Origin of the sequence: Nostoc sp. LEGE 06077 (assembly GCF_015207705.1) — a bacterium.
In the GTDB taxonomy this organism is placed as follows: Bacteria; Cyanobacteriota; Cyanobacteriia; order Cyanobacteriales; family Nostocaceae; genus Nostoc_B.
In genome coordinates this window covers 1-13707 of sequence record NZ_JADEWI010000070.1, presented here as the reverse complement: position 1 = coordinate 13707, position 13707 = coordinate 1, and the positions used below count along the sequence as shown (strand labels likewise).

General features: G+C 40.6%; 9 protein-coding genes. 4 read left to right on the top strand and 5 right to left on the bottom strand.

Features of this window, described 5'->3' with window-relative positions; translation table 11 throughout:
* Positions 1 to 3 precede the first annotated feature (3 nt).
* The 3 genes from IQ244_RS28190 to IQ244_RS28180 form a co-directional block, all read right to left on the bottom strand.
* Positions 4 to 5433 carry an ATP-binding sensor histidine kinase gene (locus IQ244_RS28190; RefSeq protein ID WP_228059206.1) on the bottom strand — a complete coding sequence of 1810 codons (5430 nt, stop codon included), beginning with the start codon at positions 5431 to 5433 and terminating at the stop codon, positions 4 to 6.
* A gap of 116 nt (positions 5434 to 5549) precedes the next feature.
* Positions 5550 to 5720 carry a hypothetical protein gene (locus tag IQ244_RS28185; protein WP_193900004.1) on the bottom strand — a complete coding sequence of 57 codons (171 nt, stop codon included), beginning with the start codon at positions 5718 to 5720 and terminating at the stop codon, positions 5550 to 5552.
* Between the two features lie 16 nt (positions 5721 to 5736).
* A complete protein-coding gene (locus IQ244_RS28180) occupies positions 5737 to 5907 on the bottom strand; it encodes a hypothetical protein (protein ID WP_193900003.1) in 171 nt (56 codons plus the stop codon).
* Positions 5908 to 6133: 226 nt separating this feature from the next.
* Here IQ244_RS28180 and IQ244_RS28175 point away from each other — a divergent pair, with 226 nt between their 5' ends.
* Both IQ244_RS28175 and IQ244_RS28170 read left to right on the top strand, forming a co-directional pair.
* Positions 6134 to 6319: a hypothetical protein gene (locus IQ244_RS28175; RefSeq protein WP_193900002.1), complete on the top strand. Its 186-nt coding sequence runs from the start codon at positions 6134 to 6136 to the stop codon at positions 6317 to 6319.
* A 523-nt stretch (positions 6320 to 6842) separates the two neighbouring features.
* Positions 6843 to 7415, top strand: coding sequence for a CAP family protein (locus IQ244_RS28170; protein WP_193900001.1), 573 nt, complete (start codon positions 6843 to 6845; stop codon positions 7413 to 7415).
* Positions 7416 to 7784: 369 nt separating this feature from the next.
* Here the strand turns inward: IQ244_RS28170 and IQ244_RS28165 are convergent, their stop codons facing one another.
* Positions 7785 to 8519: a CHAT domain-containing protein gene (locus IQ244_RS28165; RefSeq protein WP_322746116.1), complete on the bottom strand. Its 735-nt coding sequence runs from the start codon at positions 8517 to 8519 to the stop codon at positions 7785 to 7787.
* 110 nt (positions 8520 to 8629) lie between these two features.
* Entirely contained in the window at positions 8630 to 9043 is a 414-nt protein-coding gene (locus IQ244_RS28160; protein ID WP_193900021.1) for a tetratricopeptide repeat protein, read from the bottom strand.
* Positions 9044 to 9209: 166 nt separating this feature from the next.
* Here IQ244_RS28160 and IQ244_RS28155 point away from each other — a divergent pair, with 166 nt between their 5' ends.
* The gene (locus IQ244_RS28155; protein WP_193899999.1) at positions 9210 to 11951 is read left to right on the top strand and encodes a hybrid sensor histidine kinase/response regulator; all 2742 of its coding nucleotides are present in this window, start codon (positions 9210 to 9212) and stop codon (positions 11949 to 11951) included.
* A 12-nt stretch (positions 11952 to 11963) separates the two neighbouring features.
* Entirely contained in the window at positions 11964 to 13307 is a 1344-nt protein-coding gene (locus IQ244_RS28150; protein WP_193899998.1) for a response regulator, read from the top strand.
* The last annotated feature ends 400 nt before the right edge of the window (positions 13308 to 13707 follow it).

Here is a 13707-nt window from a genome sequence, read left to right as displayed (position 1 = left end):
GCGTCAAAAAACTGGTAGTTGAATGCAAAACTCGCTGCCTTTACCTAACTGAGATTGTACTTCTAAGCTACCACCATGTTTTTCGACGACAATTTGCCGAGCGATCGCCAATCCTAAACCTGTACCTGTACCTATGCCTTTAGTTGTGAATAAATGATCAAAGATTCTCGCTTTCACATCTTCGCTCATACCCTTACCGTTATCGGCAATCGAGACGAACGCTTGATTTTCTACTATTGCGGTACAAATCTTGATTTGTTGGGGATAATCTGCAATTTCTTGATATGATTGTGTCCTTGCCATTTCATCAAACATATCAATGGCATTAGCCAGGATGTTCATAAATACTTGATTTAATTGTCCTGGAAAACATTTAATAGCTGGTAACTCACCGTACTCAGTAATTACTTGAATTGCAGGGCGATGCTCATTAGCTTTGAGGCGATATTTCAAAATTAATAGTGTGCTATCGATACCTTCGTGCAGGTTAGCAGCAACTTTATACTCAGTATCAGCACGGGAGAAGATACGCAGGCTAGTGCTGATAGATGTGATGCGATCGCTTGCCCCTTGCATGGAATCAAGTAACTTTGGTAAATCCTGACAAAGATATTCTAAATCAATGTTTTTTGCCTTTTTCTGTACGGGTGCAGCGGCATCGGGATGATATTGTTGATATAGGACGATATAGTCGAGTAAATCCTGCACATATTCTTGGGCATTGTTGATACTACCATTAAGAAAGCCGATGGGGTTGTTGATTTCGTGGGCGACACCGGCTACCAAGTTACCCAAGGATGCCATTTTTTCACTCTGGACTATTTGCAGTTGCGATTGTTCTAGCTTTTGGGCGTAGGTTTGGGCTTTTTGATAAAGTCGGGCATTTTCTAGAGAAATCGCCGCCTGAGTGCAGAGGAAGTTAAGGACAAAAATGCGATCGCTAGTAAATATCCCGCTAGTTGAGCGATTTTTTAAAGATACAATCCCAATTAACTGCCCGTGGCTAATAATTGGCAAGCATAACAAACTCTTTGGTTGTTTATGGGTGAGATATTCATCTATGACGGGTAAATCCGTTTTGAGATTGTCAATCATCACGACTTGTTGCGTGTTCTTGACATACTGAATCAATTTCACAGGTAGGTTGGGATTTCCATCTAGTGATTCTGAACAAAGTTGTGTGGCTTCTGGTGTAGCTATAGCGACAACTTGCCATTCACCGTCGGCATTAGGACAGATGAAAGCACAGCGATCGCCACCTGAGTTTTGGAGAATAATTTTTGTGAGTTGATGTAGTAATTCATCAAGTTCCAGAGTGGCAGATAAACTTTGAGAAGCCTTGATAATAGCGGCAATATCGATAGCGTTATTGATGTTTGTGCTATGACCCAAGCTAGAGTCTGAGGTATTAAGGGAAATATCTGGTGTAATTGTGCTTGTCAAGCTTTCCCACACGTTCAAGGGCTGGGAAACTGACTGAAGAATCGGGCGCAGTAAATGGGGATAGCGATGTTCTAGGTCATTACTTTTTGCTTTAGCTCCCCAACGAGCATAGCAGTAGTAAGCTTCCTGCATATAGACAGCAGCAATTTTTTCTTTGCCCCAACCGAGGTAGAATTTGGCAGCAAGTTCATTGGCGATCGCTTGTTCTGGGATATAGCCATTTTCTTGAGCTAGAGAAATAGCGCGATCATAGAAATCTATTGCTTGCTGTGGATGTCCTAAAACACGCTGTTCTTCAGCACAAATCAAATCATATCGGTGCTGGCAATTCATGGGTGCATAGGTAGCCCAATTTTGCAGCTTTTCTTTAGCATCCGCAATTAATGTCCATAACTCATCCGGTTGAGAATTTTCGGCTAAATTTGCTGATAGCTGGGTGAAACAGGCTAAAGCTGTATAAAAATAAAGTGTTGGCACATTTAGCATCCCAGTACCGCCACCAGCGTTCAGCTTTGATTGTTGACAATGATAGAGCGTCTGGTCATGGCACTCAAATAAATAGGTTAATGTTACTTTGCACATATGGAAATGCCATAACCCCGTTTTGTCGTTGGCTTTTTCCAGATTTGCCAAAGTTACCCCTTCATCAAAAATTGTGCCTACTAATTTGGTTGGTTTCTCACATTTTCCTAAGAGATTGGCAACGGTTTGGTGGACGATATGCAGGTAGCCTAAGAATGCTTGTTGTTTGATGTTTGCCAAGCCTATGCTGTAAGCCTGACATTCTGTTTCTAAAGCTGTGAGTTCTTTACCGACAAAATAAGCATGAAAAGCGTAGGTATAACTAGAATAGCCAGCATAAGCAAGAGCGCCAACTTTTAGTCCCAGGGTATAGGCTTCTTGTAATGGCTGGAGAGTTGTCGCCGCATTTTTCACCCAGTGAACAGTAAATTTGCTGGTCATGTATAAAATTTTAGCGGCATATTCTTGATTATTAAATTTATCTACTAACTGTAAAGCCAGTTGACCAAATTCATAACCTGTTGTAATGTCACCAACTACACCACAAAGTAATAATCCATAAACCACATATCCAAAGCTGGAGGCAGGAATATTACCGTGGGTGACTGATAGCTGCACCTGCTGACAGCAAATTAAAGGATACAGGGATGGAGATGCTAAGTAGGTAGGGCCACTAATTTGAACTAACATTCGCAGCAGTGCTTGGAACTGAGGCGAAGTCATCACAGGTAAGTTTAACAGCTCATCTGTGGAACGTCCTGCTAATTGCTGTCGGGTTTGTTGGAGAAAATCAACAAAATCTTGTTTATTCGGCTGACTGGGAAATTCAATTCCAAAAGATTTGAGAAAGTTTAAACCCGTGGTGACAGCTTTAGTAAATTCACCAAGGCTTGTGTAAGCATCAATTTTAATTTCATACACCTTGGCAGCATCCAACAAACTCCGAGCTTGTTGCAAGACAATTTCCGCCAAAGTTTCCATCTGCACCAAATCTGTATTGAGATAAGCAGCCTCAGCCGCGCTACTATAGCAGGCTAATGCCAAATCATACTGAGTTTGCCAGCTATCAGTCGGCAGCAAATTACAGGCATATTGTAAGCAATAGGTAGCAGTATCGTAGGCAGTGGTAGCGATCGCTTTTCGTCCGGCTCTTAAATTTAGCTCTACCAGCCTTGCTTGCTCTAGGGGATCGCTGATGAGCTTACAGCCAATATTCAATTGGTTGACGATATCAAAAATTTGCTCCTCTAATTGTTCTGCTGATGTATGGTTTAATAAATGACGACCAATTGTCAGATGCACAACCTGTTTCTCCTGTTGGGGAATCAGGGAATAAGCAGCTTGCTGGACGCGATCGTGGAGGAATTTGTAAGCAACACTAATCCCATCCGTGTAGTTATCATTTAAATCATTTCTTTGAAAAAACTTGTAGGTTTCACTGATGGGTAAAATTAATCCTTCCTGCAACCCTTTCCACAAGTCAGTTGCCACCTGCTGTGGCAATTGCTCCGAGACGATCGCCAGAGTAATCAAGTCAAATTGATTACCGATACAGGCTGCCAGTTTGAGGATATTCTGAGTCTCATCAGGTAATTTTTGCAACTGCTTGGCCATGAACTCCACCACATCATCGGTTAATGCAGCCTCGCGTACCTGAGTAATATCACATTGCCAATGTCCAGCCTGGATATTAAAGGTAATGAATTGATCTTGATGCAGAGTTTTGAGAAATTGCGTCGCAAAAAAGGGATTCCCTTGGGTTTTTTGATAGACTAATTCTGCTAGAGGTTGTGCCAAGACTTCAGCACATTTGAGCATATCTCCCACTAACTGATTCAGGCTGGTTCTACGCAAAGATGCTAAGGTAATTCTGTTGACTGTAGCTCCTGCCTTGCTGACTTCATTTAAGGTCAGTATTAACGGATGGCCGGAAAAAACTTCGTTATCCCGATAAGCCCCAATCAGCAGTAAATACCCCTGTTCCCGCTCACTCATCAACAACGGCATCAATTTTAAGGATGCGGAATCTGCCCATTGCAAGTCATCTAAAAACATCACCAAAGGATGTTCTTTTGTCGTAAAGACTTGAGTAAACTTCTGGAACAGCAAATTAAACCGATTCTGTGCCGCCGTACCCGATAGTTCTGTTACGGGTGGTTGTGTGCCAACGATACGTTCCAATTCAGGGATGACATCAATAATTACTTGGGCGTTGTCTCCCAAAGGCTCAAGAATCCTGGCTTTCCATGCTTGTATTTGGGTATCTGATTCCGAAAGTAACTGTCCAATTAAATCCCGAAATGCTTGGAGAAAGGCACCCAAGGGGATATTGCGATTGTACTGGTCAAATTTACCTTTGATGAAATAGCCTCTCTGGCGGACGATTGGTTTATGAACTTCATTTACAACCGCCGTCTTCCCAATTCCAGAGAAACCAGCTACTAGCAGTAATTCTGAGTTACCGTTGCTGACTCGCGCAAAAGCATCTAAGAGTGTCTGAACTTCTGTTTCTCGTCCATAGAGTTTTTCCGGGATGGTGAAGCGATCGCAAATATCCCGTTGCCCAATGATAAACTGTTCAATCTTGCCTGTTTGGTTGAACTGTTCTAAGCAAATTGCCAAATCATGCTTTAAGCCTAAAGCATTTTGATAGCGATCTTCGGCATTTTTTCCCATCAATTTAGCGACAATTTGAGCGATTACTTCTGGTATTTGAGAGTTAATTTCATCAACCCTCGGTGCAGGTTTGGCAATGTGACTATGCACCAGTTCTAAAGGATCATTACAAGCAAAAGGTAACTGTCCCGTCAACAATTCAAACAACGTCACCCCTAAACTATAAAAGTCTGTACGGTAGTCAACGCCCCGATTCATCCGCCCGGTTTGCTCTGGTGCAATATAGGCTAATGTGCCTTCTAAGACATTTGGGTGCTTGATTTCTTCGTTTTCTTTCGGTAATAGGGAAGCTATACTAAAATCAATTAGTTTGACTTGTTGCGATTCTGGATGAATCAAGATATTTGCAGGTTTGATGTCCTTATGAATTACCCGATGCTGATAAAGCTCATGGAGAATTTCGGCTAGTTGCAGGGCGATCGCCAGTGTATCTAATAGTGTTAACTGATGGTTGCGACTGTATGTTGATAGTGCCACACCGCCACAATCTTTCATCACTAGGGCATAGCTATTACGATATGGTATCAGGCGATCTGGACGAATCACACCAGAAATATTCAAATTTTTGGCAATAGTATATTGGTTGCGAAAACGCAACAATTCACTGAAGCTAGGATAATCTTGTTGCAATAATTTGATGACAACCTGATGCTGACTTAATTCTTCCACTGCTTGATAAACAATCGTCCGAGAACCCACATATAATTGCTCAACGATTTCATAGCCAGGAATGGAAGGTAATGGATTCGCGTAGCTGCTTGCCGCCAGTGTCATAGTATCAATGAAAAACATCTAGGGAATTTATCTCATCGTTATAATTCCCTCAAAATTGAGAAATTTAACTATTAAATCCCATTATGTATTAAAACTTTAAAATTAGTTAAATAATGCTTAACCCTATTGTGTGATTACACTAGAATTTCAATTAAAAATTCTGTTCCTTCACTCATAAAAGATTTGCAGTTTAGTTGTCCACCATGAGTTTCTTCGACGATTGTACGGGCGATTACCAATTCTAACCCCGCAGCTTTCCCGACAGCTTTCGTCGTAAATAAATTGTCAATTATATATTTAATCATATTTCTCCTAAAGATTTTAATTTTGGTTATTATTCCAGCCGTCGAACTTATATTTGAGATGAGAATTCTGGAGCAGTTTTTCAATTCCTAAACGAATTAAATCCGGTGGAACTCCGTCTAAATTCAATTCCTGACGAATAAACTCATCGATTGAAGTGGCTGTGGTTTGTTCTAACAGTGCCAACATTTGTGTACTAAACTTTCTTTAGCACTAGATGAAGAATTCACAGTTGTCTTGGAAGAGACTCTAATTCCTCGTGCGCTTATTGAAGTAGCCAAAACTAAAGGAAGCGCAAAAGATGCGCCGATCAGGAAACTCGTTTTCATAACAGGGAACACACTTGTAGTTCATAACACCATACAAAGATACCTTGAAGTGTTCAGTGGAGCATCTGTAATCTCACCAAAGGGTAATGGTATTAGATGATGATGAGGATGATTATTCCACATCTTTAGAAAAATCAATACAGCCCAGCCAGCAGGAAGTGCAATTCGTATTGCTACAGTTACGAGAAATACCCTGTACTCCACAGTTTCGACTCAATGCAGAGATTGGGCGTACCGTCAAGCGATGTTGGAAGAATGTACCGGGTGCGTAGACGCTTTTAGCGGCTTGTCGTAGACATTGCTTATCTCAAAGAAACACTCCGAACGAGGATTGGAATCAAATCACGCCTTGGTTGTAGAAAGTGGCAGCTTGCTTTGAAGGGAGGAAGCCAGAGGCAGCACAAGTGAAATCGGGTGTAATCACTTCTTTTGAGCGGGCGCAGCAAGAAAGGATTGTGATTGCTATGTCGGGGAAAAGTGTAGACACCAGGAGATAGTCTAAAAACCAATTATTAAGCATTTATTAAATGTTTACTTAACTGTCTTAACTGTCCTTGCATCGTAAATGTATTAATTGTATGGTGCTACGTATCCTTTAATCTAGCCATATTTATAATAGTTGCCCTCAGCCAAGAAGTTTATGCGCCTATACGGTTCAGTAGAAACGTTGCATTGGGCAAAGATGCTGTATCGCAATATCTCTACACAATGTTTAGTTGAGAATACTTACAAATTCACTGAATCTGTGTAATCGATTAACAAACAAACAAAAGTTAACTCAAGAGATACAAAACCATGAAGAAATTCTTTTCAACTCTAACCCTAACAACAGCTACAACTTTAGCTATTGCACTCACTGGAGCAACAATTGGTACTCACTTTGTTTTAGGAGAGACATCTATTGACTTAGCTAAGTTGCGTAGCGATGTGATATCTGCACACAACACTTATCGAGCCAAGCATAAGAGTCCTAACGTGACTATCGATGATACTCTCAACCAGAGCGCCCAAGCTTGGGCGCAAACTATAGCAGCTAAAGGTGACTTGGAACACAGTACCAATCGAAACAATGTAGGAGAGAACATATACTGGAGTGGAGATGGAGACTCAACAAACTTAGGTAGCGCAGCAGTTGAAGACTGGTACAGTGAAATTAAAGACTATGACTACACCAAACCTGTATTTTCTGGCAACACCGGGCATTTTACTCAGGTAGTCTGGAAGGGCAGTACCAAAGTAGGCTGTGGTGCTGCACCTGGCCCTGCAACAATTGAGGGTACTAAGTACGATGGCTTCTATGTAGTTTGTCAGTATTCTCCCGCAGGTAATGTGCAAGGGCAGTTTGCTGATAATGTGCTGAAACCCTAGTTGTCTGCTGTTTGCTCAACTTATCTAAATAAGGTGGGCAAATGTTTGCTCACCCTACAAATTGGCTAAATGCGTTAATTTGCACCTTTGTTGCACTGACACGCAATTTTGTTGCATCGGGTGGCACTTAACACAATTCGCTACACCACTTTCTCAATTGCACTTTTAACTTTTCTTGGTGATGCGATCGCCCTTGGCCGGTCTTCTTCGAGACGCTACGCGAACGACAATCGCATTTCTGCATCAGTGATCAGGTTAAACAAAACATGAAACACCTTGGTACGATTCTCTGGTTGACCAAAATAATGGGATACAAGCCATTTTTCTGATGATTATGCAATAGCCAACATAATTCTGGCTATTCTGTTACTAAGGATTGCCAATCATTGTAAAAGCAGACCAGAAAAAGGGGTGAGTCAACTTTCTGTCGCCAAGTTCTAATAAGACAGATGGTAGAGGTAAATCACCACGAGCAGTTCTGAGTCTACCGTTTTCTAGTCGCACTTGACCTTTAAGCATTGCTACTTGAGCTCGTCTGAGGGCTTCAGCTTTGATAGGAGCGAGTCTCAGCTTTTCGTAAAATTGAGTCATCAATCCGAAAGTACCTTCATCAGAGACAGACCATAAACTCGCCAATGCAGACTTAGCACCAGACTGTATCGCAAAGCCAGCAAAACCAAATTCTGCCTCTTTGTCACCCAAGGCTGTACGACACGCACTCAGCACTACTAGTTCCACAGGTGGGTTATTCCAGCCAAGTTGACGCATCTGATTCATTTGAAGTTTACTATCCCACAATTGAATGTAAGAGTTACCGGCTACACCTGATTTGAATTCCCCGTGGGTAGCGAGGTGAACAATCCCGAAGGCTTTTTGTTGTCGTTGGGCGGTGAGATTTTTCAAAGTAAAGTCTTCATTTAAGAAAGCTCTACCAAACCAAAGCTTCTGAGTGATGGTAGTTAACTCTGACGGTACAGATGGTAGTGGGTCTAAGTTGATGAATTGAGATGCACCCATTCCCAGGACTTCAGCTTTTTTAATGTCAACATATTTGGTATCAGTCAGACTGAAACTAGGCATTAAACTGATACTAGAATTTTCAATTAGAGAATTTTTATAATTTCATTTTGCATAAATTTCACTTTATCTAATTTAGATTTTTTATATAAGATATTAATTGCTAACTCAAATTCTGCAATCGCTTTATTTTTCTCTCATTTCTCTTTATAGATGTAACCTCGTTTGCTGTAGGCATCAGCATACTCAGGGTCAATCCTAATTACTTCATTTAGATCAGCTATGGCTGCTACACAACCTCTCATGTAGTAGGCATCAGCACAATTCGGTTCTATCTTGATGAATTGAGTATAGTCTGCAATTGCTTTATCATACTCGTTTAACGCTGCATAAACATTTCCTCTTTTAAAGTAAGCATTATTATACATGGGATTCATCTCGATAACTCGCACCAAGTCTTTTAACGCACTACTAAAAGAGTTGATTGCTGCATAAGCCTCGGAACGATAAAAATAACTTTCGACATCATGTTGCCTAATTGTGATTGCGCTAGTTAAATCTGCAATAGCTTCTCTATATTTTTTTAATTCTAAATAGAGACAGCCTCGGATAAAGTAAGCTTCAAGACAGTTAGACTTTCACCTGATGGTCGATTACCTAATCAAGGCTCCAGTAGTATAAAGCTTTTTGGAAAATTAATCGCCTTGTTATATCCTGAGCTTTTAAGGGAACAATAATCATATATGTAATTAGTCCTATATCTCATAGGCTAACTTTATGGCATCTTTATTGAACCCAGCAAGCAAATTCATCCGTCGATTACCGCTACGGGCAATCTTAATTATTCCCTTTGTGCTGCAAATCTTTGCAGTAGTAGGATTTGTTGGATACCTCTCATTTAAAAATGGGCAACAAGCGGTTAATGAGTTAGCTAGCAAATTAGAACAGGAGGTGGCGAATCGCACTGAGAAAGAAACACTAGCATTTTTAAATACCCCCCATATTGTTAACCAAGTTTTATTATCTAGCATCTACAGCGGTAATCTTAATATTGATGACCCTCCAGCCTTAGAAAAATTCTTTCTTAAGCAAATCAAAACTCACGGAATTATTCCTTATCTTTATTACGCCAATGAACGGGGTGAGTTTATTGGCGTTCAAAAATTAGATGATGGTCAATTTATCCTTAAAGTTAAGGATCAGTCCACTGGGAAAAATAGAAATGTCTATTTGCTAGACGAGCAAGGTCATCGGACTAAATTACTCCGAAGTGCGGAATTTGACAGTAATGAATACCAGTTGTTGAAATATGCTGGAGGTTCAACAACACATAAACCAGGACAAGCTGGATGGACTGAAATTTCTCTATCTTCCAGCGTTTTGGCTCTAGAAATTAAAGCTGGTACACCAGTATATAGTGATACTGGCAAATTCCAAGGTGTAATTGGAGTTGAGATTTTCTTACCTCAGATAAGCCAATTTTTGCGGAATCTCAAGATTAGTCAATCTGGACAAACCTTTATTGTCGAGCGCTCTGGAGAGATTGTTGGTAGTTCAACTTCTGAGCAACCCTATATAACAAAGGGTAGCGAACAGGTTCGACTTGTGGCTACACAAAGCCGCAATGCGTTAACCCAAGCAACGGCAAAATACTTGTTAAAAAAGTTCGGTAATTTAAACAAAATTACTTCTACCGAGAACTTAGTTTTTGAATTTAACGGCAAACGCCAACTTGTGCGGGCTCAACCGTTCACCGATGGTCGAGGATTAGATTGGCTAACAATCGTAGTCATCCCCGAATCAGATTTTATGGCACAAATCGATGCCAGTTTGCGCCATACCCTGTGGTTATGTTTTGCTGCTTTAGGTGTTACCACTGTGTTAGGTATTTATACATCTCGTTGGATTACTCGACCCATTCTACGATTAAAAGAAGCAAGCCAAGCAATTGCCTCTGGGGAACTTGGCCAAAGGGTTGAGGTTGGGGGGGTAAATGAATTGGAAGTGTTGGGTGATTCATTTAACCAGATGGCATCTCAGTTAAGGGATTTGATTGAAGGGTTAGAGGAGCGAGTAGAATCACGAACGGTTGAACTCAAAGCAGCAAAAGAAGAAGCAGACAGCGCCAACCAAGCCAAAAGTGAATTTCTCGCCAATATGAGCCATGAACTGCGTACCCCCCTCAATGGTATTCTGGGCTACGCTCAAATCCTCAACCGCTCCCAAGCTTTACCTAACAAAGAACGACATGGAGTAGATATCATTTACCAATGTGGTTCTCACTTGTTGACCCTGATTAACGACATTCTCGATTTGTCTAAAATCGAAGCTCGCAAACTGGAACTTTCCCCCAAAGCTATACATTTGCCGTCTTTTCTCCAGGGGATTGTAGAAATTTGCTGTATCCGTGCGGAGCAAAAAAAGATTGAGTTTTATTACCAACCAGATACAGATTTACCCATTAGTATTGCAGCAGATGAAAAACGGCTACGCCAAGTATTAATCAATCTATTGAGTAATGGGATTAAATTTACAGATCGAGGAAGTGTCACATTTAAAGTTGAGAACATACCCACCGAAAATCATCAATTTGTGCGGCTAAAATTCTTAGTCGCAGATACAGGAATTGGGATTGCACCTGATGATATTAATCGGCTATTTCAAGTATTTGAACAAGTAGGTGATCGCCAACGTCGAGCCGAGGGTACAGGTTTGGGTTTAGCCATTAGTCAAAAAATTGCCCAGATGATTGGCACTCTTATTCAGGTCAAAAGTCAAGTCAATGTGGGTAGCGACTTCTTCTTTGATGTGGAATTTCCCATCATCGCAGATTGGGTACAGCAGCACACTATCAATGCAGGGAAACAAATCATTAGTTACCAAGGACAACGCCGTAAGATATTGATTGTGGACGATCATTGGGAAAATCGTTCTGTGTTGGTCAATTTACTGGAACCTCTAGGGTTTGAGTTAACAGAAGCCCAAAATGGTCGAGAGGGTTTAGAAAAAGCCAGAGAGAAATTACCAGATTTAATCATTACCGATTTAGCAATGTCGGTTATGGATGGCTTTGAAATGTTGAAACAGTTGCGCTCTAGCGACGATTTAAAATATTTGTTAGCTATTGTTTCTTCAGCATCGGTGGCTGATATTGATCGACAAATGAGCATAGCAGCGGGCGGAGATGATTTTCTTCCCAAACCAGTACAAATAGATGAACTGTTTAACCTCCTGACAAAGCATTTAAACCTTACCTGGATTTATGCTGAGGCTTCCTCAAACACCTCAAAAGTTGAAGAAGCTGCTTCCCTCATTCCACCGTCAATAGAAGATTTACAACACTTACTGGAACTATTACAAGATGGGCTTTTCAAGCAGATAATTGAATTTGCCGAACAAATCGAGCAACAAAGCGATCGCTACAGACCTTTTGTTCAACAAGTTTTGCAACTAGCAAGACAATTTCAAGAACAAAAGCTGGAGCAATTCCTCCGCCAGTATTTACATGAGCAAAATTAGGGAGTCGTCAAGATGTCATTTACCACCAACGGTTTTATTTTAATAGTGGATGACACCCCCACAAATCTTGATGTCATCTCTGAAACCCTCAGTGATGCAGGTTTCTCCGTGGCAATTGCTACTAGCGGTGAAATTGCCTTACAACGGTTAGAGCGTCGGCTTCCCGATCTAATTTTATTAGATGTGATGATGCCGGGAATTGACGGCTTTGAAACTTGTCAACGGCTAAAATCTAACCCCAAAACAGAAGATATTCCAGTCATTTTCATGACGGCGTTATCTGATACTGACAGTAAAGTACAGGCGTTGGAATTAGGGGCTGTTGATTATATTACCAAGCCCTTCCAAGAAAAAGAAGTATTAGCACGGGTTAAAACGCACCTGCAATTACGTCGTCTTACCCAAGAGATGAAATATCAAGTTACCGAGCAGAAAAACGCTAAAGAAGCCTTGCAAGTCTCAGAAGAGTTGTTAAGACAGAAAGCTATCCTGTTAGAAGAAATGCTTTGCAAACTTCAACATACCCAAGCGCAACTTATACAAAATGAAAAAATGTCTGCTTTAGGACAATTAGTAGCAGGTGTTGCCCATGAAATTAATAATCCTGTAAATTTTATCTATGGTAATATCACACATGCAGATAGATATATTCAAGAGCTAATAGGTTTGCTCAAACACTACCAACAGGAGTATCCCCAGCCAACAGAGAAAATCCAAAAATATGCTCAACAAATTGATTATGAATTTCTAAAGGCAGATTTACCGAAATTACTGTCATCGATGATGATTGGGGCAGAGCGCATTCAAGAAATAGTCCTTTCGCTCCGCACCTTTTCTCGATTAGATGAAGCATCCATGAAAGCAGTAGATATTCATGATGGCATCGAATCAACCCTATTAATTATTCAAAGTAGACTCAAAACTCAAGCATCTATTCCGATTCAGGTGATTAAAGAATATGGAAATTTACCATGTGTAGAATGCTATCCTGGACAACTCAATCAGGTGTTTATGAACGTATTATGCAATGCGATCGATGCCTTAGAAACAGAGATTAGCCAACCGAACCCAACCATTCACATTCAAACCAAAGTTATAGAGAATAACCGCATCGTCATTACAATCGCCGATAACGGAGCAGGTATACCTAAATCAATAAGCCAACGTATTTTCGACCCATTTTTTAGCACTAAATCTGTAGGAAAAGGTACAGGATTAGGGCTATCGATTAGCTATCAAATAATAGTTGAGAAACATCAGGGTATCTTCAAATGTACCTCCGTACCCGACAAAACAGTATTTTGGATTGAAATTCCCTTAAAACAGGAAAGGGAAAAGTCAAGCAGTACTCAATGAAACTTATTGAATTACAAAAATAAATTATTTAAATTTTAATTGACAACTGTGCATTAACCCCCATCTCTGCATAACCTTGGCTTTCAGCTACAAAGTAAGAAACGCAGGTATCAACGTTTCTTCAACCGAATTTCCAGTTGCGTCTCTATCTGGGATTCAGCCGAGGTATGGATACCGTGATACCGCGTCTGAATCCCAGATACAAAGCATAATTGCGACTTTAGACAGAATGTCTGTCTAACATCAGCCACGTTATGTATTCACAAAAAAGTCTTAAGCTAATCAGCATTTAAGCTGCAATATAGCTGAGATTGCCTTTGTTTTTGATTTTCCGATGCCACTTAATCACTAACTCGCCTTGATTCAACAGCTTATCTAACAGAGATGTTAATTCCTCTAC

Excerpts from the sequence above, each read along its gene's own strand:
- IQ244_RS28190 (WP_228059206.1), bottom strand. The coding sequence starts at position 5,433 with ATGTTTTTCATTGATACTATGACACTGGCGGCAAGCAGCTACGCGAAT.
- IQ244_RS28185 (WP_193900004.1), bottom strand. The coding sequence starts at position 5,720 with ATGATTAAATATATAATTGACAATTTATTTACGACGAAAGCTGTCGGG.
- IQ244_RS28180 (WP_193900003.1), bottom strand. The coding sequence starts at position 5,907 with ATGTTGGCACTGTTAGAACAAACCACAGCCACTTCAATCGATGAGTTT.
- IQ244_RS28175 (WP_193900002.1), top strand. The coding sequence starts at position 6,134 with ATGGTATTAGATGATGATGAGGATGATTATTCCACATCTTTAGAAAAA.
- IQ244_RS28170 (WP_193900001.1), top strand. The coding sequence starts at position 6,843 with ATGAAGAAATTCTTTTCAACTCTAACCCTAACAACAGCTACAACTTTA.
- IQ244_RS28155 (WP_193899999.1), top strand. The coding sequence starts at position 9,210 with ATGGCATCTTTATTGAACCCAGCAAGCAAATTCATCCGTCGATTACCG.
- IQ244_RS28150 (WP_193899998.1), top strand. The coding sequence starts at position 11,964 with ATGTCATTTACCACCAACGGTTTTATTTTAATAGTGGATGACACCCCC.